13 protein-coding genes are annotated in these 22,634 nt (G+C 61.3%); 5 read left to right on the plus strand and 8 right to left on the minus strand.

The window, feature by feature from the left end; genetic code table 11:
* Positions 1–309: 309 nt before the first annotated feature.
* The gene (gene metK / locus I2D57_RS03585) at positions 310–1,590 is read right to left on the minus strand and encodes a methionine adenosyltransferase (protein ID WP_195361502.1); all 1,281 of its coding nucleotides are present in this window, start codon (positions 1,588–1,590) and stop codon (positions 310–312) included.
* Positions 1,591–1,868: 278 nt separating this feature from the next.
* Here metK and gltX point away from each other — a divergent pair, with 278 nt between their 5' ends.
* From gltX to I2D57_RS03610, 5 genes are all read left to right on the plus strand, one after another.
* The gene (gene gltX, locus I2D57_RS03590; RefSeq protein WP_195361503.1) at positions 1,869–3,344 is read left to right on the plus strand and encodes a glutamate--tRNA ligase; all 1,476 of its coding nucleotides are present in this window, start codon (positions 1,869–1,871) and stop codon (positions 3,342–3,344) included.
* Positions 3,345–3,432: 88 nt separating this feature from the next.
* Complete coding sequence (gene priA, locus I2D57_RS03595; protein ID WP_229055607.1) at positions 3,433–5,886, plus strand: replication restart helicase PriA; 2,454 nt, start codon at positions 3,433–3,435, stop codon at positions 5,884–5,886.
* Positions 5,887–5,904: 18 nt separating this feature from the next.
* Entirely contained in the window at positions 5,905–6,441 is a 537-nt protein-coding gene (def, locus tag I2D57_RS03600) for a peptide deformylase (protein WP_195361504.1), read from the plus strand.
* 326 nt (positions 6,442–6,767) lie between these two features.
* Positions 6,768–7,688 (plus strand): methionyl-tRNA formyltransferase, encoded by a 921-nt coding sequence (gene fmt, locus I2D57_RS03605; RefSeq protein WP_195361505.1) that lies wholly within the window; start codon positions 6,768–6,770, stop codon positions 7,686–7,688.
* On the plus strand, positions 7,685–9,085 hold the full coding sequence (locus tag I2D57_RS03610; RefSeq protein ID WP_195361506.1) for an RsmB/NOP family class I SAM-dependent RNA methyltransferase: 1,401 nt from the start codon (positions 7,685–7,687) through the stop codon (positions 9,083–9,085). Before fmt ends, I2D57_RS03610 begins: the two co-directional genes overlap by 4 nt.
* A gap of 146 nt (positions 9,086–9,231) precedes the next feature.
* Here the strand turns inward: I2D57_RS03610 and I2D57_RS03615 are convergent, their stop codons facing one another.
* The 7 genes from I2D57_RS03615 to glgB all read right to left on the minus strand — a co-directional run bounded on the left by I2D57_RS03615 (position 9,232) and on the right by glgB (position 22,444).
* Complete coding sequence (locus tag I2D57_RS03615; protein WP_195192825.1) at positions 9,232–9,468, minus strand: FmdB family zinc ribbon protein; 237 nt, start codon at positions 9,466–9,468, stop codon at positions 9,232–9,234.
* Between the two features lie 89 nt (positions 9,469–9,557).
* A complete protein-coding gene (locus tag I2D57_RS03620) occupies positions 9,558–12,854 on the minus strand; it encodes a 4-alpha-glucanotransferase (protein ID WP_195361507.1) in 3,297 nt (1,098 codons plus the stop codon).
* A 218-nt stretch (positions 12,855–13,072) separates the two neighbouring features.
* Positions 13,073–15,169: a glycogen synthase GlgA gene (glgA, locus tag I2D57_RS03625; protein ID WP_195361508.1), complete on the minus strand. Its 2,097-nt coding sequence runs from the start codon at positions 15,167–15,169 to the stop codon at positions 13,073–13,075.
* An 89-nt stretch (positions 15,170–15,258) separates the two neighbouring features.
* The gene (gene glgD / locus I2D57_RS03630) at positions 15,259–16,386 is read right to left on the minus strand and encodes a glucose-1-phosphate adenylyltransferase subunit GlgD (RefSeq protein ID WP_195361509.1); all 1,128 of its coding nucleotides are present in this window, start codon (positions 16,384–16,386) and stop codon (positions 15,259–15,261) included.
* A 4-nt stretch (positions 16,387–16,390) separates the two neighbouring features.
* Positions 16,391–17,539 carry a glucose-1-phosphate adenylyltransferase gene (locus I2D57_RS03635; RefSeq protein ID WP_195361510.1) on the minus strand — a complete coding sequence of 383 codons (1,149 nt, stop codon included), beginning with the start codon at positions 17,537–17,539 and terminating at the stop codon, positions 16,391–16,393.
* A gap of 108 nt (positions 17,540–17,647) precedes the next feature.
* Positions 17,648–20,074, minus strand: coding sequence for a glycogen/starch/alpha-glucan phosphorylase (locus I2D57_RS03640; RefSeq protein WP_195361511.1), 2,427 nt, complete (start codon positions 20,072–20,074; stop codon positions 17,648–17,650).
* A 93-nt stretch (positions 20,075–20,167) separates the two neighbouring features.
* Entirely contained in the window at positions 20,168–22,444 is a 2,277-nt protein-coding gene (gene glgB / locus I2D57_RS03645) for a 1,4-alpha-glucan branching protein GlgB (protein ID WP_195361522.1), read from the minus strand.
* Positions 22,445–22,634 lie beyond the last annotated feature (190 nt).

Genomic DNA, 22,634 nt, shown 5'->3' on the forward strand with positions numbered 1-22,634 from the left:
GGGGCATACTCTGTCCCGCCGTTCCGAGGGCTTTAGTATTTGGTCGCCTGCTCGGACAGTCCTGCTCGCACGGAGGCCACATTAAGTGGCCTCCGGCTCGTGCGGAACTCGCGACCGACCAAATACTAAAGCCCTCGGAACTTAGGATACATGGTTGGAGTCGCTCTGCTGCGAAATATATCGGCCTGTGACCTATTCCATGTCCCAGGTCAGCTCATCTTCACCACCTTTAGATAAAAAAGAAGTACCAGTTGGGGGCGGTACTTCTTTTGGTGCGTTGTTTTTTTGACTGCAGCTTTTCGGGTGAGCTTACAGGCCGCAGGCTGCTTTGAGTTCTTCGACTCGGTCGGTCTTTTCCCAGGTGAAGTCGGGGTCTTCGCGGCCGAAGTGACCGTAGGCTGCCGTCTTTTCGTAGATGGGGCGACGCAGGTCTAGGTCGCGGATGATTGCGCCCGGGCGCAGGTCGAAGGTCTTCTCTACGGCTTCAACGATCTTGTCCTCGGCAACATGTGCGGTACCGAAGGTGTCGACCATGATTGAGAGGGGCTTGGAAACGCCGATGGCGTAGGCAAGCTCGACTTCGCAGCGGTCGGCCAGACCGGCGGCGACCACGTTCTTAGCGACCCAGCGCGCGGCATACGCGGCGGAGCGGTCGACCTTGGTGCAGTCCTTACCGCTAAAGGCACCGCCGCCGTGACGTCCGTAGCCGCCGTAGGTGTCGACGATGATCTTGCGGCCAGTGAGGCCCGTGTCGCCCATGGGGCCGCCCACGACAAAGCGACCGGTGGGGTTCACGTAGATGTCCGCGTTGTCCCACGGCATGTTTTCGGCGGCCATGACCGGGGTGATGACGTGCTCGATGAGGTCGGCCTTGATCTTGCCCATGTCCTCGATCTCGGCGGCGTGCTGCGTGGAGATGACGATGGTCGTGACCTCGACGGGCCTGCCTTCCTCGTAGCGCACGGTGACCTGGGTCTTGCCGTCGGGACGCAGATAGGCGAGGGTACCGTCGTGACGCACGGCGGCCAGGCGCTCGGCCAGGCGGCTTGCCAGGTAGTGCGGCATAGGCATGAGGGTCTTGGTCTCGTTGGAGGCATAACCGAACATCATACCCTGGTCGCCGGCGCCGATCAGGTCGATCGGGTCGGTGGTAGCGCCGGTCTGGGTCTCGTAGGACTCGTCGACGCCCTGGGCGATATCGGGCGACTGCTCGTGGATGAGGCTCATAACGCCGCAGGTGTCGCAGTCAAAACCGAACTTGGCGCGGTTGTAGCCAATGCGGCGGATAACGCCACGGGCGATTTCCTGTACGTCGACGTAGGCCTGGGTGCGAATCTCGCCGGCGACGATGACGGTGCCGGTGGTCACGAGGGTCTCGCAGGCGCAGCGGACGTTCTCCACGTTGGCAGGCACGCCGTTGGGGGCGATGTAGCCCTGCTCCTGCAGCTCTATTTCTTTGGCGAGGATTGCGTCGAGGACGGCGTCGCTGATCTGGTCAGCGATCTTATCGGGATGACCTTCGGTCACCGACTCCGACGTAAAGACAAAGGACCCGTGTTGGGGCGGGATGGAACGAAGTTCTTCCGACATGATTGTCCTTTCAAAAAACGTGTCCCGGCGACCGTTACCATTCCGCCGGGCTCTCTATGCAAGGGCACATCATAGCGCGTAAATCAAACATTCACACCCTTTCCGCACCTACTCATTGGGGACAGACTTAAATGACCAGCCTTAAACTAAGAACGTCTCCAACGACTGGTCATTTAAGTCTGTCCCCAATGAGTAGGTCGGTGCCCTTTGTGCGAAGGTTGCTCTGATGCTTTATACTGATGCGGTTAGACATCCATCCTGCAATCGAGGAGATTTCCATGGCATCAGACGTTCGCGTCCGCTTTGCACCCTCACCGACGGGCAAGCTGCACATCGGCGGCGCCCGCACCGCTATCTATAACTGGGCTTTCGCCCGCGCAAACGGCGGCACGTTCATCCTGCGCATCGACGACACCGATCCCACCCGCTCCACCGACGAGAACACGCAGATCATCCTGCGCGCCATGCGTTGGCTGGGCCTGGACTGGGACGAGGGTCCCGAGGTGGGCGGCGACTTTGGCCCCTACGCCCAGACCGAGCGCCTGGACCTGTACAAGCAGGCCGCCCAGAAGCTTTGGGACGAGGGCAAGGCCTATCCCTGCTTCTGCACCAAGGAGCAGCTCGATGCCGACCGCAAGGCCGCGCAGGAGCGCAAGGACCCCTTCCAGGGCTATCAGCGCCGTTGCCGCGATCTTGATCCCGAGGAGGCCCGCCGCCGCATCGAGGCCGGGGAGTCCTACGTCCTGCGCATCAAGGTGCCCGAGGACCGCGGCGATGTCGTCATCCACGACGCCGTTCACGGCGAGGTGACCTTCGACGCCAAGGAGCTCGACGACTTTGTCATCTTCCGCTCCGATGGCACGCCCACGTATAACTTCGCGACCGTCGTCGACGACGCCATGATGAAGATCACCCATGTCATCCGTGGCGACGACCATCTGTCCAACACCCCGCGTCAGGTCATGGTGTACGAGGCCCTCGGCGCTCCCGTGCCCACGTTCGCCCACATCTCCATGATCTTGGGTGCCGACGGCAAAAAACTCTCCAAGCGCCACGGCGCCACCTCGGTGGAGGAGTACCGCGACGCGGGATACCTGTCCGATGCCTTCGTCAACTACCTGGCGCTGCTCGGCTGGTCGCTCGACGGCGAGACCACGATCATCCCGCGCGACGTCCTGGCCAGCAAGTTCTCGCTCGATCGCATCTCCAAGAACCCCGCGACTTTCGACCCCAAGAAGCTCGACTGGGTCAATGCCGAGTACATCAACGGCATGTCCGACGCCCAGTTTGCCGACGAGATTATGGTCCCCGTGCTGCACGAGGCGGGCCTCATCGAGGGCAACGTCGAGTACGGCGAGGACTGGATCGACGCGCTTGCTTCTATCGTCAAGCCGCGCACTAAGATGCCGGCCGACGCCGTGACCGTCGCCGCCCCCATCTTTGCCACGGCCGAGACGCTCGAGTATGACGAGAAGTCCGTCAACAAGGGCCTGGCCAAGGAGGGCATGGGTGCCATTCTGGATGCCGCCAAGGCCGCGCTCGAGGGCGTGGACGAGTGGACGGCTGCCAACATCGACGCTGCGCTTGAGCCGTTGCCCGAGCAGATGGACCTTAAGAAGCGCGTGGTGTTCCAGGCCGTGCGCGTCGCCGTTTGCGGCAACATGGTGAGCCCTCCGTTGGGCGAGACCATGGCACTCGTCGGCCGCGACGATTGCTTGGCGCGCATCGACCGCGCCCGCACGATGGCGCTGTAATCGCTGCGCAAACGTATGTATCCGAGCCCCGTTCACCCGAGCGGGGCTCTTGTTTCTGTAGACGTATGGGATAGGAGGTGCTGGGGCCATGGTCGAGCAACTTTCGCTGTTTGGTTCGCCGGAACCGGAGGAAGCTCCGAAGTCCGCGGCTCCTGCCGCCGCCCCGGCGCAGCCCGAGCCCGCACCTGAGCCCATCGTCGCCTATGCGAGCGTGGTTCTCGACATCCCGACGCGTGCGCTGTCCGAGCCGTTTGCCTATGGCATTCCTCAACCCCTTGCTAGCGAAGCGCAGATCGGATCAACGGTCCTGGTCCACTTTGGTAACCGTGCCGCCGCAGGCTATATCGTCGATATTGCGCCCGAACTGGGCGACTTGCAAGGCAACATTACCCTCGACACCGCGCGCATCAAGCCCATCGAGACCATCCTCAGCAAACCGCTCTTTGGCGCCGAGTCCGCCCGTATTGCACGCTGGATGAGCTACGAGTATGTCGCGACGCTTTCCGAGTGCCTGCGCCTGTTCTTGCCACCGGGCGGAAGCCCGCGCGTGGTCAAGGGCGACGACGGCGTGTGGACTGTCGAGCGCCCCGCCGTCAAGCCTATCCAAAATCGCTGGGTCATGCTCACACCCGAGGGTTTCGACTACACGCCGCCCAAGACCGCGGCCCGCCAGCGTCAGCTCATCGAGGCACTGCAGTGCGGACCGGTCACGACGCGCGACCTCAACCTGCTCTATAACAGCATGTCGGCTACCATCAAGGCGCTCGAAAAACGCGGCGTCGTGGTGGTGGAGGAGCGCCGTGCGTGGCGTGGCTGCAATGAACAGACCACGCTCTCCTCGGCAAGCGGCAAGGCACCGGTCGCACTCACCAACGGTCAGCAGCAGGCGCTCGCGCAGATTGAGCGCGCCCGTCTGGACGCTCATGGCGACGTGGTGCTGGTCGACGGCGTCACCGGCTCCGGCAAAACCGAGGTTTATCTCTCCGCCATCGAGCGCGTGCTCGCGGCCGGTCGCTCGGCGTGCGTGCTTGTGCCCGAAATCTCGTTGACGGCCCAGACCGTCGGCCGCTTCCGCTCGCGCTTTGGCGAGACGGTCGCCGTGTTCCATTCCCGCCTTTCGGCCGGCGAGCGCCTGGACCAGTGGGATATGGTCGCCAGTGGTGCGGCCCGCGTGGTCGTCGGCGCCCGCTCGGCGCTCTTTTGCCCGCTCAGCGACTTGGGTCTCATCATTATCGACGAGGAGCACGAGACCAGCTACAAGCAGGGCTCCAGTCCGCGCTACCACGCGCGCGAGGTAGCGGCCGAGATGGCGCGCCGCTACCGCTGCCCGCTCGTGTTGGGCTCTGCCACGCCTTCTGCCGAGGCCCTCGATCGTTGCCGCCGTGGCACGTATAACGGTGCCACATGGACGCGCGTTGAGATGCCCGAGCGCCCGGGACACGCCGTGTTGCCTGCGGTTCGCATTGCCGATCTGCGCCGTGAGTTCGCACACGGCAGCCGCTCCATGTTCTCTAAACCGCTGATGGAAGGCCTGGAGCGTGTGGTCGAGCGTCGCGAAAAGGCCGTGTTGCTGCACAACCGCCGCGGCTTTGCGCCGTTTTTGATGTGCCGCGAGTGCGGCTGCGTGCCCACCTGTAACCACTGCTCCACCGCGCTCACGTACCACGAGCGCACGCACACGCTGCAGTGCCACACCTGCGGATCTTCCTGGCGTGTGCAGCCCTATCCGGCACCTACGAGTTGCTGTCCCAAGTGCGGCAGCCGCTACCTCGCAAAAATGGGGCTGGGCACGCAGCAGATCGAGGACGCACTGCACCAGATGCTGCCCGACGACGTCGCCATCATTCGCATGGACGCCGATTCCACGCGCGGCAAGGACGCGCACAAAAAGCTGCTCGAGCAGTTCGATGCCGCCGATTGCGCCGTGTTGCTGGGCACCCAGATGATTGCCAAGGGCCTCGACTTTCCCGAGGTCACGCTTGTGGGTGTGGTCAATGCCGACTTTGCGTTAAAGCTGCCCGATTTTAGAGCAGGGGAGCGCGCCTACGATCTGCTGGAGCAGGTTGCGGGCCGCGCCGGCCGCGGCAATCGCCCCGGCGAGGTCATCATCCAGACCTACCTACCCGAGGACCCGGTCATTCGCGCCGTCGCCGAGCACGACCGTTCGATCTTTACCGACTACGACCTGGACCAGCGCCGCGACGCCCTGTATCCGCCTTTCGTGCGCCTGGCCAACATCTTGGTATGGTCGGCGAACGCGGATGACGCGCGGGACTACATCGGTCGCATCGCGAAGCTCCTCAAGCGTCGCTGGCATGCCGCCGCGCCCGACTTTTTGCGGGCGGGGAGCGCCGTGCCCCAGGTGCTTGGTCCGGCTTCGTGTGTAATCGAGAGAGCCAAGGACCGTTACCGCTTCCATCTGCTTGTTAAGTCGCCGGTAGGGTACCATGTCTCTGATGATATTGACGCCTGCCTCAAAGAGGTGGGCTCCGTGCGCGGCGTGAGCGTGAGCGTTGACGTCGACGCCTATGATTTGATGTAACAACCCGAAAGGATGGCCATGGAAGCCAACGGAATCGTACTGTCGCCCGACCCTCGTCTGCGCCAGGAGTGCGCCGTCATCGAGGAGATCACCCCGGCGATCGAGGCGCTTGCCGAGAAGATGAAGAAGACGATGTTCGAGAACGGCGGCTGCGGCCTGGCTGCCCCGCAGATCGGCGAGCTCATTCAGCTCGTCACCATCGACTGCGACTACAGCGACAAAAACGACTACGACCCGTACGTGCTCATCAATCCCGTCATTGTTGAGCAGAGCGACCATCTGGTGCCCTTTAGCGAGGGCTGTCTTTCCATTCCTGGCATTAGCTGCGAAATCGAGCGTCCCGACCATGTCGTCGTCGAGGCGTACGATCTGGACGCTAACCTGATTCGCTATGAGGCCACGGGCGATCTGTTCTGCGTGTGCCTGCAGCACGAGATCGATCACCTGCACGGCAACACTATGTTCGAGCGACTGAAGCCCATGCAGAGGATCAAGGCAGTCAAGGAGTACCAGGACGCCCTGGCTCGCGGCGCTCGACCGGGCGAGACGGAGTAGGTCCCACCGTCCCCGGTGCTGAGCGCCCACATATCATCCCGTGCTCAAACATTCTCGCTTTGCTGCGAAACTGCGCGCGGGACGATATGTGGGCGCTCAGCACCGGGGACTGCGTTGTTCTGGCTCGGTTCGCCCGGGTGCCGTCGGGCCAGGGAGGGGCGTCTTCGCTGATAGTCTTTGTTGAGAGAGGGCTGCTTTTATGCGGCTCTTTCTTTGGCTTTGGGTATATTTGTTCTTGTTGAATTGTTCTTGCGGATAGGCTTGGTACTTGGCTTTCCGCTGTTCTTTGTAGCCGTCTCGGCTTTGGTTGAGAGGAGACGATCTTTATGCGTATTGTGTTTATGGGTACGCCTGATTTTGCTGTGCCTTCGCTGGTTTCGCTTGTCGAGGCTGGTAACGAGATTGCGCTTGTTGTTACTCGTCCTGATGCTGTTCGTGGGCGCGGTAAGAAGCTCGAGCCTTCTCCTGTTAAGGCCAAGGCGCTTGAGCTGGGGTTGCCGGTTGTTGAGGCTAATCGTATGACGCCTGAGGTTGTTGAGGCGCTCAAAGCCGCGCAGGCTGACATTTTCTGCGTGGCTGCCTATGGTTGCATTTTGCCTGATGAGGTGCTGCATATGGCGCCGCTCGGCATTGTGAATGTTCATGCGTCTTTGTTGCCTCGTTGGCGTGGGGCTGCTCCTATTCAGCGTGCGATTCTCGCTGGTGATGAGGTTGCTGGCGTTTCCATTATGCGCATCGGGCATGGCGTGGATACTGGTGCTTATTGTGCCCAGGCCTCCACGTCGGTTGCCGGTAAGCATGCTGAGGCGCTCACGATGGAGCTTGGTGAGCTTGGTGGCAAGTTGCTTGCCGATACGCTTCCCTCACTTGCCGATGGCTCGGCTGTTTGGACTGAGCAGGATGAGTCGCTCGTTACTCATGCTGCCAAGATTTCCAAGCAGGAGATGCGTCTGGATCCGCAGATGACGGCGCTCGATTGCGTGCGGCATGTGCTCGCTTCGTCCGATACCGCGCCTGCTCGATGCGTGATTGCCGGCAAGACCGTGCGCGTGCTCGATGTTGCGCCGGCCGATGTGTCGCTTGGCGAGGGTCAGGTTCTCGTTAAGGCCAAGCGTGTTTACCTGGGCCTTTCCGATGGCTCGGTTGAGTTTCTCGAGGTTAAGCCCGATGGCAAACGTGCTATGGCCGCTTCCGCTTGGGCTGCCGGCCTGCAGGGTGCCGATCTTATCTGGGGTGTTTTGTCATGAGCAAGCTGTCTCCCGCGCGCAAACTTGCGCTCGATGTGCTAATGGAGGCCGATCGCCGCGGCATGTACGCGCGCGACGTGCTCTCGTCCCGTGCTTCGGCCAAGGCCATTGACCAGCGCGATTCTGCTTTTGCCGCTCGCTTGGCGCTGGGTGTCGCCGCCACGCAGGGTATTTTAGACGAGCTGCTCGATCAGTTTCTCGATAAGCCTAAAAAGGTTGCGCCGCGTGTTCGCATGGCGCTTCGTATCTCGGCCTTCGAAATGCTCTATCTGCATACGCCTGGCCGCGTTGCCGTAAGTCAGGGCGTTGAGCTGGTGCGCAGCGGAGCTAAGTCTGCCGCCGGTTTGGCCAATGCCGTGCTGCATAAGGTCGCGGACAACGTTGAGGACTTTGCCACTGCGTCCGATGTAGATGAGTCTGAGCGACGCTTGGTTCGTCTGTCGCGCCTGATGGGTCTACCGCGTTGGCTGTGCGCTCGCATTATGGCATCGTTCGACACGCCTGAGGGTGCGCTTAACTTTGCCGGCAATCTGGCCCCCGCGCCGCTGGCCCTGCATGAGAACGCCTTTGCGAACAAGCCCGATCCGTTTATCTCCCAGCTTGTGGCACCAGTGTTCCCGGGTTGTCATGCGCCTGTCGATGCTCAGGTTACGGTTGCTTCGGGTGTGTTTGAGCGTGCTGCCGCGGTGGCCTCGGACCTTAACGCGCAGCTTATCGCCACAGCTGCCACGCGCTCTGGTAGCTGCCTTGAGATTGGTGCCGGTCGCGGTACCAAGACCTATGTGATGATGTGCCAGGCCAAGCGCGCGGGCTTTGAGCGTCAGCATACGGCGCTCGATCTGCATGATCGCAAATGTGATCTGAATCTCGCTCGCCTGCACAAGGCCGGTATTCAGGGCGTTCGTACGGTTTCGGGTGATGCCTGCGAGCTTGATGAAGTACTGACGTCGTTTGATGCCATGCTTGGCAAGCCGGTTAAGTTCGACACGGTCTTTATCGATGCGCCGTGCTCGGGCACCGGCACCATGCGCCGTCATCCTGAGATCCCGTGGCGCCTAACCGAGAATGATGTGACGACCGAGTTACCCAAGCTTCAGCTGACGATGCTTAAGGAGGCTTCTGCGCGCGTGGCCGCCGGCGGAGAACTCATCTATGCCACCTGCTCGGTTTTTGATGAAGAGAACACGCAGGTCGTGGATGCCTTCCTGGCCTCTTCCGAGGGCGCCGACTTTAGCGTCGCACCGCTCTCCGAGGCGCAGATTCTGCAACTCCCTGAGTTCGATCAGGCCAAGAAACTCGTATCCGTACGCCAGAACGATCGAGGCCTCTTCCAAAGCGTGCCGGTAAACGCCGATTCCTACGACGGCCACTTCTGTGCCAGACTGGTCCAAAAGTAATACGGGCCCAAGGGTAGCTAATTTGGGACGGGGCTTTTTTAACTACCCTGCAGGCCGGGTAGTAAAAAAGCCCCGTCCCAAATTAGCTACCCTTAGCGCAAAGAAATAGCCCCGCGATCGGCGTTGATCGCGGGGCCGCGTTGTTTCTAGTGGTTGTGCGGGCAATTGGCGCAGCAGCCGCTGGTGGCGTTGGTGCTGGAGCCGCCGCTTCGCTGGTCGGTGTTGTAGAAACCGCTGCCCTCAAATTTTATGCCGCTGGCTGAGAACGTCTTGGCCGCCGGGGCACCGCAGCTGGGGCACACGACCTCGGGGGTCTCGGACATGGGATGCTCAACCTCAAACACGTTGCCGCAGCTCGAGCACTTGTAATCGTAGCGCGCCATAAATACTTCCTTTTCAGCACAAAGCGGGCAGATTACTCTGCCCGCAAAAATTCAAACGTCTGTAACTGTACCCTATATCGGGGGTTTTATCACGCTTCGCCCCAGAATCTATGGGTGTTGCGCAGGAGCTGTTCAGTTTTATCCTCAGCTGCCTCAATATCGGCCTCATCGGCCTGCCACGTCCAGTTGCCCGTGGCCACGCCCGGCACGTTCATGCGCGCGTCGTCGCCAAGCCCCAGGATATCCTGCAGCGGCATCATCACCAGGGGAGCGTCGCTTGCTAGCGCGTCGCCCATCAGCTTGGCCGCCACCTCAACACCGCTCGGCTCGTCGCCGCCCGCAAAGGAGCGCGTGCACCAACCGGCGAGCGTCGACGTGTCGTGCGTCGAGGTGTACAGAATCTTGCCAGGCGTGGGATACACGCCGTTTCGGACGTCGTAGTCGCTAAACTCCAGCACGTCCATGCCGGGGAAGCCGCAGGTCGAAGCCATGGCGCGAACGCCGGGCGTCAGGTAGCCCAAGTCCTCGGCGATAAAGTTGAGCGGCCCCAGCTCGTCATAGGCAGTCTGGAACAGATCCTTGCCCGGACCCGCCAGCCAGCGGCCGTCGGCGCAGGCCTTACCTGCGGGAATGCTAAAGTAGCTGTGGAATCCCAGGAAGTGGTCCAGGCGCACGCGGTCGTAGAGCGAGAACGCGCGACGCAGACGGTCCATCCACCAGCGGTAGCCGTTCTCCTTCATGTGATCCCAACGGAAGGTGGGGTTGCCCCACACCTGGCCCTCGGGCGCAAAATTGTCGGGCGGCGCGCCAGAGATCTCAATCGCTTTGCCGGTATCGGACAGCCAGAAGTTCTCGGGCTCGCTCCACGCATCGGCCGAATCGTCCGAAACGTACATGGGAATATCGCCGATGACCTCGATGCCTTTCTTGTGCGCGTAGTTCATGAGCTCGCACCAAGCCAGGTCAAAGCGGTACTGCATGTACGCCTGCAGCTCTGCCTCGTCGTGGAAACGCTTGTCGTCAATCAGATGCTCGTTGTAGCGCGCGACATCGGCCGGCCAATCGTGACGTGATTCGCCTTCAAAGTACTTCTTGACGGCCATGTAGACGCAGTACTTCTCGAGCCAGTCGGCGTTGCGATGCTTAAACGCCGTGTACAGCGGGTCTGCATCCTCGCCGCCACGGGCCTTCCAAGTCTCAAAGTCGGCCGCCAGCTCCTTTTGGCTTTCGGGCAGCAGGTCAATATTGCCCGCAAAGGCCGAAGGCCCAGCGTAAGGGGAGCGGAAGAAATCCGTCGGGTTGACGGGCAGAACCTGCCAGTAGCGCATGCCCATGGCGGCCAGATGGTCGATAAAGCGACGCGTTGGCGCGCCAATCGCACCGGGCTTGCCGTCGTCAGTGGGCACCGAGGTGATATGGCACACGACGCCCGCGCCGTGATCGAGCGGCTCCTGCAGGCGCTGCTCGGCATGGTGATAGATGATCGACGAGCCCAGCGGATACAGATCGAGCGTGACCGTACCGTTGTGGATCTCGCACTCGTGACCGCTGATCACGTCACTCGCACATTCGTCGAGCGCCGGAATCGTCACGCGGTGCGAATTGCGCAGGCTGCGGTTGATGATAATCGTCGCGGACTCGCCATCCTTGCCCGTGCGGTTGTAGGCCAGCACCTCGTCGTTGAGCGCAAAGGCCTTGATCTCGCCGTCGATCATAAATGGCAATGCACGGCGTACGGCGGAGGCGTTCTTGACAATAGCCAGCGTGTCGAAGTCGTGCAGTTGGTCCTTGGTCGGCAGTGTGCGGCGGTTGCCCGGATCGGTCAGGCCCTCCAGGCCGTATTCGTCGCCGTAGTAGATCGAAGGCACGCCTGGGAAGGTCATCTGCATGAGCGTGGCGAGCCAAAAGCGGCTCTTGGCCAGGCCCATCGAGTTCTCGTCCAGGCGCCACTTGCTGCGCTCGCACTCGGGCAGCTGTGACTCGTCGGGGCCGCCCCCGAGCACCGAGATGATGCGCGGACGGTCGTGGCTCGACAACAGGTTGAGCGCGCAGGACAGAGCCTCGCGCGGATAATTCTCGCGCAGGGTTTCGATATCCTCGGCTGCCTGGTAGGCATTCTTGTAGCCCATCAAAAAACCGATGACCATGTCACGGAAGGGATAATCCATAGCAGAGTCCAGCTCGGAGCCCTGTAGGTAGCGGCGCAGATGGCCGTAGCTAATCTTGTTGGAGGCGTCTTCCCAGACTTCGCCGAGCAACAGTGCGTCGGGCTTTTCGGCAAGTACGGCCTTCTTGATCTGGGCCAGGAAGTCGTCGGAAAGCTCGTCGGCGACGTCAAGGCGCCAACCATGGGCTCCGGCGCGCAGCCATTTGCGGATCACGCCGTCCTTGCCCAGGAGCCTCTCGCGCACCAGCTCGGACTTCTCGTTGATGGCCGGCATGTTGCCCACGCCCCACCAGCAGTCGTACGAGCCGTCCTCGTGGAAGGTAAACGCATCGCGCCACGGAGAATCCTCGCTCTGCCAGGCACCCACGCCGGGGTAGTTGCCGTAGCGGTTGAAATAGATTGAGTCGTCGCCCGTGTGGTTGAAGACGCCGTCAAGGATGATGGAGATGCCGAGCTTCTCGGCCGCCTCGCACAGCTCGGTAAAGTCCTGCTCGGTGCCCAGGATCGGGTCGATCTTGGTGTAGTCGGCCGTGTCGTAGCGGTGGTTGCTCGCGGCTTCAAAGATGGGGTTGAGGTAGATGGCCGTAAAGCCCAGCTCGGCGATGCGGGGCAGGTCTTCCTGGATGCCCTTGAGCGAGCCGCCGTAGAAGTCCCAGGTCTTGATGGAGCCGTCCTCGGCGCGCTCGTACACGGGCGGCTCGTTCCAGTCCTCGACCATCCGGCGCTGAATGCCCTTGCGCGGTTTTTCGAGTTGGGCCATTGTGCGCTCGCGCCAATGCTCGTCACGGGCGTAGCGGTCGGGGAAGATCTGGTAGACCATGCCACGCTCGTACCAGGTGGGGCGGTTCTCGCGGTGCTTGTAGACGGTAATCTGGAAGGACGGCACCTCGGCGTAGTCGTAGGTTACGCCCTCGCCGCCGGTGCGGCCCTGGGGCGCGCCCAGGCGAACCTCGGGCTGGCCCTCGATATTGCATATAAAGCTGTACCACACAAGACACGGTTCAGTGCATTTGAGCTCGCCGGTAAAAATGCCATCGCCTTCGTGCTCCATCGGAATCAGGGTCTCGCCGACTTCATCGACCCAGGTACGTAGGGTGAGTGTTGCCTGGTTGGGATCGGCATCCTCCAAAATAACCGAGAGTGCAACGGTAGTTCCTGTGGTCACAGCGCCAAACGGAGTGCGAAACTGCGGTAGGCGGCTGTTGTGTATCAATCTCATAGTACGGTCCAGTTCAATAGAATCACGGCCTGCGGGCCATGGGCTTTACGCACAAGATATAAGTATATCGTTGGGCTTTAGTTGTATAAACTACAGCCGCTCACTATCGGCGAACGGTTGTCCTAGAAAATCGTTTTACCAACTATCTACAGAGAAGGGGCGCCCGGTTGGAGCGCCCCTTTTTTAGGGTTTTGATTAGGTTTTAGATCGTCTGTGGGCTAGCGGCGCTTGCGGGTGGCCGTTGCCTTGCGGACGGACGTCTTCTTGGACGGGGCCTTTTCCGCTGCCGGAGCAGCGGGGGAGACTGGGGTCTCCTTGGCGGGTTCGGGCTTGGCCTTTACCTCGGCCTTGGGCCCCTCTTTGGCGGCAGCGGGCTTGGCCTCGACCTTAGCCTCCGCCTTGGGAGCAGCAGCCTTGGTCGTGGTCTTCTTGGCCGTCGTCGTGGCGTGCTTGCGCGTGGTGGTCTTGGCGGCCGGCTTGGCCTCGACAGTTGCCTCCGCCTTGGACTCGGCAGGCGTCTCCTCGACCTTGGCGGCCGACTTTGCGGCCGCCTTGGGGGCAGCCTTCGCTGTCGTCGACTTCGTTGCCGTGGTTTTCTTCGCAGCTGTTGCCTTCTTTGCAGCGGCGGTCGTGCGCTTGCGCGTGGTCGTTGCCTTGGCGGCAGTCGTCTTTGCTGCGGCTGTCTTGGTGGTAGCGGCCTTGGTCGTCGTAGCCTTCTTGGTCGTTGTCTTGCGCGTCGTGGCCTTCTTGGCGGCAGGCTTTGCAGCCGGCTTAGCCTCAGCCTCGGGCTCGGCCGCAGCCTTCTCAGCCACAGTCACAGGCTCGTCGGTAACCGCCGCCGGCCTCTCAATCTCCGGATGCATAAAGAAGTACAGGTCCAGATACTTGTCGGCCGAGCGCGTCCAGCTAAAGTCCTGGCTCATGGCCTGCGTGACCAGCTGGTTCCAGGCATCGCGGTTGTCCCAGAAAAGACGCGCCGCGCGGAACACCGCGTCGCCCATCTCGTCACCGTTAAAGTTGCTAAACGAGAAGCCCGTGCCCTCGCCGGTAAACTCGTTATACGGGATCACCGTGTCCTTCAGACCACCGGTCTCGCGCACAATGGGCAGGGTGCCGTAGCGCATGGCGATGATCTGCGACAGGCCGCAGGGCTCAAACTTCGAAGGCATCAGGAACATATCGGCGGCGGCATACATACGCTGCGACAGCGCCGGATCGAACTCGATGCGCGCGGCCATGGTGCCGGGGTACTTGTCCTGGAAGTAGCGCAAGCCGTCCTCGTAGTCGCGGTCGCCGGTGCCCAGCACCGCCACCTGCACGCCGCCGGACAGGATGCGGTCGAGCGCGTACATGACCAGGTCCATGCCCTTCTGGCGCGTCAGGCGCGTGACCATCACCATAAGCGGACGGTCGTCGCGAACCTCGAGCCCCAGCTCTTCCTGCAGCTTGGCCTTGCACACGGCCTTGCCGGAACGGTCCTCGACCGTGTAGTTTGCGGCAATGCGCTTGTCGGTCGCCGGGTCAAAGCCCGCCACGTCAATGCCGTTCAAAATGCCCTGCAGCGCATAGGAGCGCTCGCGCAGCACACCGTCCAAGCCTTCGCCAAACTCGGGCGTCTGGATCTCGTTGGCATAGGTGGGGCTCACCGTGGTGATGGCATCGGCATAGCGCAGTGCGCCCAGCATGTAGTTGATGCTGCAGGCGTCGCAACGCAGCTGTGAGGCGGCCGCCGGAATGTGCGCCACACCCAGGATATCCTCCATCACGGTGTCGCTAAACTGGCCCTGGAACGCCACGTTGTGGATCGAGAACACGGTCTTGACGCGGTCGTACAGCGGCAGGCCCTGGTAGAACTCGCGCAAGAACACGGGCGCCAGTGCCGTCTGCCAGTCGTTGCAGTGCAGGATGTCGCACTCAAAACCGGCCGGCAGGTGCTGCAGACTCTCGGTGATGGCCTTGGAGAAGAACGCAAAGCGCTCGCCGTCATCAAAGAAGCCGTACGGATAGTCGCGCGCAAAGTAGCGCTCGTTGTCGATGAACATATACGTGACGCCGTCGTGCTCGAGCTTCTCGAGCCCGCAGTACTCGTTGCGCCAGCCCAGGCTCACGTAAAAGTCGGAGAAGTGCTCCATCTGGGATTTGTACTCGTCCTTGATGGTGGCGTACTTGGGCACCATCACGATGACTTCGGCGCCGGCGCGCACAAGCGCCGCAGGCAGCGAGCCCGCCACGTCGCCCAGGCCACCGGTCTTTACAAACGGTGCGCACTCGGCCGAGGCAAACACGATCTGCATCTTTTTGCTGGAATCTGCCATATTGTCTCCCTGTTGCAATTCGAGAATAGCCGCCTGGCACAAACCGGGCGGCTATTCTACATGTTACGAGCGATGTTGCGATGCCTACGTTAATGCACGATGGTGGTATCGGGAGTTAACGGGGCCTTGCCCAGCACCAGGATGTTCTCGGGCGTGCCGCGAAGCTCGGTGTTGGTGGGAACCACGTTGTTCTTGTCCAGGATGGCATTCTCAACGCGGGCGCCGCTCTTGATGATGCAGCTCTGGTTGATGACCGAGTTGGTCACCGAAGCGCCTTCCTCAACCACAACGCCGCGCGACAGGATCGAGTTGCGCACGGTGCCCTTGATGATGCAGCCGGCCGAGATGATCGAGTTGCACGCGTGGCTGCCGGTCGCATAGCGCGAAGGCGGCACGTCGTGAGCCTTGGTCAGGATCGGGCGCTCGGGATCGAAGAGCTGGTCGGCCACGGTCTGGTCGAGCAGGTCCATGCTGCGGCGATACAGCGACTTCTCGCTAAACACGCCCACGACCTCGCCCTTGTACTCGTAGCTGCACACGTCGATGTTGCCAAAGTCGCCCTGGAGTGCCTCGAGCAGGTCCAGATAGTCGGCGGCCTGGTAGTGGTCGATGATCTCGAGCAACGTATCGCGGTTGACGATGCAGCAGTCCATAGAGGCGTTGTCGCCGTACACGACGCCGGCGCTCACGCCCGTCAGGCGGCCGTTCTCGTTGATCTCGAGCTTGGTCTCGTCATCGACGTTGCGCGTGGCCTTGCAGTACACCACGGTCATCTGGGCGCCGGAGTTCTCGTGCGCGTCGATGATGGTGTTGAGGTCCATGTTAAAGATGATGTTGGTGCCCATCATCACAACATAGGGCTTGTCCGAGCGCTGGAACAGCGTCTTGTTGGAGATGATGTCGCGCAGCAAGAAACGCATGCCGCCCTTGGTGGTGCCATACGCGTTGCCGGGCACCATGAACAGGCCGCCCTTCTTGCGGTCCAGGCCCCAGTCCTTGCCCGAGCCCACGTGGTCGATCAGCGAGCGGTAGTTGCCCGGCATGACGACGCCAACGGTCTTAATGCCGGCATTCATCATGTTGGACAGCGGGAAGTCGATCAGGCGGTAGCGGCCCAAAAACGGGACGGACGCGATGGGGCGGTCCTTGAGCAGCACGCTGCCGTAGGTCGAAGAGTAGTTAGCGGTGATATAACCGATGGCCTTGCGATTGATCATCGGATCATTCCCCCTTCCCGATAACGACGTCATTTCCAACGACGGCCGTATCCTTGGTGGTATCGACAGAGCCGAGCTTCACGCCCTCTTCGACCGTGGAGTTCTCGCCCAAAATAGCGCGGCAGATGTGCGCGCCGCTCTTAACGTGCGCACCCGGCAGCAGCACGGAGTCCTCGACCACGGCGCGCTCCTCGATGATGACATCGGTCGAAAGGATCGAGTGGCGAGCGGTGCCGTAGATCTTGCAGCCGTTGGAGACCAGGCAGTCGTCCAGGCGGCCGTCCGGGCCAATGTAGTGCGGCGGACGCGTGGTGATGTTGGACATGATGGGGAAGTTCTTGTCAAACAGATCGAACTCGGGGTTGTTGCCCAGCAGGTCCATCGAGGTCTCGTGGAAGCTGGCGATGGTGCCGACGTCCTTCCAAAAGCCGTGGAACTCGTAGCTGTACAGGCGCTTGCCCTCGCCGAGCAGCTTGGGGATGATGTCCTTGCCAAAGTCGTGGCTCGAGCGCTGGTCCAGGGCGTCCGCCTCGAGTGCCTCGATCAGGACGTCAGCCGAGAAGATGTAGATGCCCATGGACGCGAGGTTCGAATCGGGCTTCTCGGGCTTCTCGGTGAACTTAGTGATGCGGCCGTCCTCGGGGTCGGTGGTCAGGATGCCAAAACGGCTGGCCTCCTCCCACGGCACGGGCATAACGCTCACCGTGAGGTCGGCGTTGTTCTCAATGTGCGTCTTGAGCATCTTGCGGTAGTCCATGCGATACAGATGGTCGCCCGAAAGAATCAGGACGTACTTGGGGTCGTTGGCCTTGATGTAGTCGAGGTTCTGCGTAATGGCGTCGGCCGTGCCCGCATACCAGGCGCCACCGGTCTGTGTCTCGTACGGCGGCAGGATCGACACGCCGCCGTCACGGCTGTCCAGATCCCAGGCCTCGCCGGAGCCCACATAGGCATGCAGCAGGTAGGGACGGTACTGCGTCAGAACGCCCACCGTGTCGATGCCCGAGTTGGAGCAGTTGGACAGCGAAAAGTCGATAATGCGGAACTTGCCACCAAAGCTAACCGCCGGCTTGGCGATCTTTTGGGTGAGTGCCCCCAATCGGCTGCCCTGTCCTCCTGCGAGGAGCATCGCGATGCATTCTTTCTTACTCATCGATTTCTCCTTCTGTCATCGATGTTCTTAAACCCATTAGCGACGGGCGCGGCGCTCGGTCGCGCCCGTCGAGTAATGCCGTGCTGGCAAAGGGGAGCTCGCGCGCCTTTACGCGTGCCAGATCTCGTCGCGGTACTCGCGAATGGTGCGGTCGCTCGAGAACCAGCCGGAGGAGGCGGTGTTGAGCAGAGCCTTGCGGTTCCAAGTCTCCTGGTCGTCGTAGCTGTTCGTGAGCGCCTCCCACGCATCCACGTAGCTGCGGAAGTCTGCCATGACCAGGTCGGGGTCGTTGTTGTTCATGAGCTCGTTGTAGATGCTCTCGAAGTTGCCCGAAAGACCCGCAAAGGTGTTGTCCTTGAGCTCGTCCATCACACGGCCCAGACGCTCGCGATCGTTGTTGAGCGTATCCCACGCAAAGTAGCTGTTAGATGCCCAGAGCTGTTCGACCTCGGGAGCGGTCAGGCCAAAGATGGCCTCGTTCTCGCGGCCGGCCAGGTCGGCGATCTCGATGTTGGCGCCATCGAGGGTGCCCAGCGTAATGGCGCCGTTCATCATGAGCTTCATGTTGGACGTACCCGAGGCCTCCTTGCCGGCCGTGGAGATCTGCTCCGAGATCTCGGCGGCGGGGTAGATGAGCTGGGCGTTGCTCACGCGGAAGTTCGGGATAAAGCAGACCTTCATGACCTCGTTGACGCGCGGGTCGTTGTTGATGACGTCGGCCACGGAGTTAATGAGGCGGATGGTCTCCTTGGCGAAGGTGTAGCTCGAGGCAGCCTTGCCGCTAAAGATGAAGGTCGTCGGCGTCACGTGGAAGTTGGGATCGGCGATGCGACGGTTGTAGATGTCCATCACCTTCATGATGTTCATGAGCTGACGCTTGTAGGCGTGGAAGCGCTTAACCTGAACATCGAAGACGGTGTTGGGGTCAATGACCAGACCAGTCTCGGCCTTAACGTAGGCGGCCAGGCGCTCCTTGTTGGCGCGCTTGGAGGCACCCACGGCCTTCAGGAACTCGGTGTCGTCCTTAAACTCCTTGAGCTTCTCCAGCTCAAAGGCGTCCTTGAGCCAGCCATCGCCAATGGCCTCGGTCACGAGCTTGGCATAGGTGGGGTTGGCCTCGGCAAAGAAGCGACGGTGCGAGATGCCGTTTGTCTTGTTGTTGAACTTCTCGGGCGTCAGGGCATAGAAGTCCTTGAGCACGATGTTCTTGATGATGTCGGAGTGGATCTTGGCCACGCCGTTGACGCTGTGGCTGCAGATCACGGACAGGTTGGCCATGCGAATCTCGCCGTCCCACAGGATGGCGGTCTGGCGCAGACGCTCCTGCCAGCCCTCCTGCGTGGTGTCGAACGACTCGTGCCAACGACGGCTAATCTCGTCGATGATCTGGTACACGCGGGGGAGGAGCTTGGAGAACGTGCCGATGGGCCATTTCTCCAAAGCCTCGGGCAGGATGGTGTGGTTGGTGTAGCTCACGACCTGCGTCACGATGTTCCAGGCGTCGTCCCACTCGAGCTTCTTCTCGTCGATGAGGATACGCATGAGCTCGGGGCCGCACATGGCGGGATGGGTGTCGTTGGTGTGGATGGCCACAAACTGCGGCAGCAGCTCCCAGTTCTCGCCGTGCTCCTTCTCAAAGGTGTCGAGCAGGCTGTAGATGCCGGCGGAAACAAACAGGTACTCCTGCTTCAGGCGCAGCAGACGGCCGTGCTCGCCGGCGTCGTTGGGGTAGAGGATGGCGCTGATGGCCTCGGCCTCGGCGCGCTCGGCATCGGCCAGGGCGTAGTCGCCGCGGTTGAAGGCCTCCAGGTCAAAGTGCTCCTCGACCGGCTCAGCGGCCCAGACGCGCAGCTTGTTGACGGTCTCGCCGGCATAGCCCACCACGGGGATGTCATAAGGGACGGCCAGGATGTCCTGCGTGTCCACCGTGCGGTAGAACGTGCGGCCGTTCTCCTCAAAGCCCTCGACGTGGCCACCAAACTTGATGGTCACGGCCTTGTCCTGACGACGGACCTCCCAGGGATAGCCGTGGGTGAGCCACTCGTCGGTGGCCTCGACCTGGCTACCGTTGACGATTTCCTGCTTAAACAGGCCGTAGCGGTAGAGCATACCGTTGCCGTAGCCGGCGATGCCCTCGGCTGCCATCGAATCAAGGAAGCATGCGGCAAGACGGCCCAGGCCACCGTTGCCCAGCGCCGGATCGGGCTCCTGGTTCTCGATGACGGACAGGTCGAAGCCCATGTCGTCGAGCGCCTCGGCGACCATGTCGCGCACGCCAAAGTTGAGCAGGTAGTTGTCGAGCAGGCGGCCGATCAAAAACTCGATCGAGAAGTAGTACACGCGCTTCTTGCCCTCGGCGGTGGCGCGGGCGTCACTCTTGGTGGCAACGGTGCGGGCCTTCTCGGCCACGAGCTTGGCCAGGGCGTTAAAGCGGTCCAGGTCGCTGGCGGCCTCGACGCTCTTGCCGCTGATGCTCATGACGGCATCGCGATAGAGCTCGGTAAACTCCTGCTTGTTGTCGAAGATCTTATTCATACGTTCCTTTCCCCCGGGATGTTTCTCCCGGAACGGTTATGACTTGTATCCTACGCCTCGGCGAGGCGGGTAATTACAGCTGTAACGGCTTTGTTACGCATCCTTGGCAGACGGCTTAGCAGAAGCAGACTTGGCCTTGGTAGCGCCTTTTTTGGCAGCCGGCTTCTTGGCTGCGGCCTTAGCAGCGGGCTTTGCGTTGGTCTTGGCTTTGGCCTTGGTCGTCGTAGCCTTTGCCTTGGCCGGAGCCTTCTTAGCGGCCGCAGGCTTGGGCTTTACCGTGGACGTGCGCTTCTTGGGCGCAGCCTTGGGCTCCTCAACCACCGGCGGCTTGTAGCTGCTGGGACCGCGGCGCTTAAGCACCACACCAGCCAGACCGGGCACCTTAATCTCAATGGAGTCCATCTGTCCGTTCCAGGGATAGGGCTCGCTCGAGCAGGTGTAGGGCTCCTCGCCGGCATAGCCGCTGCCACCAAACTCGGGACGATCGGAGTCAAAGATGACCTCCCAGTCACCCTCGCGCGGCACGCCCACACGGAAGCTCTCGTAGCTCGCCGGGTCAAAGTTGATCAGGATCACCAGGTCGTCATCGACGTCCTCGCCCTGACGTACAAAGCTCACGATGGACTGCTTGGAGTTGTCCGCATCGATCCAGGTAAATCCGTCGTCGGTGTAGCCGCGCTCGTACAGTGCGGGCTCGGCGGTGTACAGGTGGTTGAGCGCCTTGATAAACGCCTGATGATGACGGTGGGTCTCGTACTCCTCGGTCAAGAACCACTGGATGGACTCGTAGTAGCGCCATTCAATAAACTGGCCGATCTCGTTGCCCATAAAGTTGAGCTTGGCACCGGGGTGCGTCATCTGGTAGAAGGCCAGCGTGCGCAGGCCGGCAAACTGGCGCCACCAGTCGCCCGGCATGCGGCCGATCAGCGAGCACTTGCCGTGCACGACCTCGTCGTGACTCAGCGGACAAATGAAGTTCTCGGTAAAAGCGTACATGATGGAGAACGTGAGCAGGCCGTGGTTGCCGGGGCGCCACGGAAAATCGGTCTGCATGTAGTGCAGGGTGTCGTTCATCCAACCCATGTCCCACTTGTAGTGGAAGCCCAGGCCGCCGTCCTGCGGCGGATAAGTCACGAGCGGCCACGCGGTGGACTCCTCGGCCATCATCATCACGTCGGGGTAGTGCGCCTCCACGGCGCAGTTGACCTGGCGGATAAACGCGCTGGCGTCCAGATCCTCCTCTGTGCCGTATTTGTTGAACTTCTTTTGGCCGGGATCGTCGATGCCAAAGTTGAGGTACAGCATGCTGGACACGCCGTCCATGCGAATGCCGTCCACGTGGAAGTTCTCGAGCCAGTACAGCACGTTGGAGACCAGGAAGGATCGGACCTCACCGCGGGCGAAGTCGAACTTGTGCGTGCCCCAGTTGGGGTGAATTTCGTGCTCAAACAGCATGTGGCCGTTAAAGGTGGCAAGTCCGTGGGAGTCGGCGCAAAAACCGCCGGGTACCCAGTCCATGATCACGCCGATGCCCGCCTCGTGGCACGCATCGATAAAGTGCATGAGCTGTTGCGGGTTGCCGTAACGCGACGTGGCGGCATAGTAGCCGGTCGTCTGGTAGCCCCAGGAGCCATCGAAGGGATGCTCCATAAGCGGCATGACCTCGATATGCGTATAGCCCATGTCGCGCACGTAGTCCACGAGCTCCACCGACAGATCGTCGTAGGTGTAGAACTCGCCGCGCTGCGCGGGGAAGGGGTCCATGGGGCCGGGGTAGTTGCCGTACTCGTCGGGCTCGCCCTGCGGCGCGTCGCCGTGGCGCTTCCACGAGCCAATATGCACCTCGTAGATGTTGAGCGGCTGCGACATGTGGTTGTGGCCGGCACGGCGCTTGAGCCACGCGGCGTCGTTCCACTGGTAGCCATCGAGGGTCCACAGCACGCTGGCGGTACCCGGAGGGCACTCGGCCTTAAAGGCGTACGGATCGGCCTTGTAGAGCTTCTCGCCCTCGTTGGTCTCGATAAGGTACTTATACAGCTGGCCCTGCTCGGCGCCAGGAATAAAGCCTTCCCAAATAGCGCTCGTATGCACGGGCACCAGCGGGTTGGCTTCCTCATCCCAGTCGTTAAATTCGCCAATGACATGGACGCTTTTTACATCGGGCGCCCAAACGCAAAAGCGCCAGCCGCGCGTACGGTTCTGCGTGTCGGGGTGAGCGCCCATCTTTTCCCAGCTGCGCTCCCACATGCCAATGCCAAACAGGTAGACATCGTCCTTGGAGAGCTCCGGTGCGTGCGGGGCGGCTTTGCGGGTAGCAGGCTTTTTGGTTGCTGGCTTTAGCTTTGTATCGCTCACGTTTGATCCCATCATGACGCGGCAGCGTGTTGCCTTGGTGACTAGATGCGAAAGGTCCAAGGCTGCACGAATCGAAGGGACGGCGATAGTTCTATGATTCGTTCCACCTCGCGTGCTCGGTGGAACTTTCGGCAGAAACTACGATAACACCTGTACGTTAGTTTTATGGACGAAAGCGGATTTGCGAGGGCGTTTAATCGGTAAG

Source organism: Collinsella aerofaciens, assembly GCF_015553355.1.
Lineage (GTDB): Bacteria > Actinomycetota > Coriobacteriia > Coriobacteriales > Coriobacteriaceae > Collinsella > Collinsella aerofaciens_V.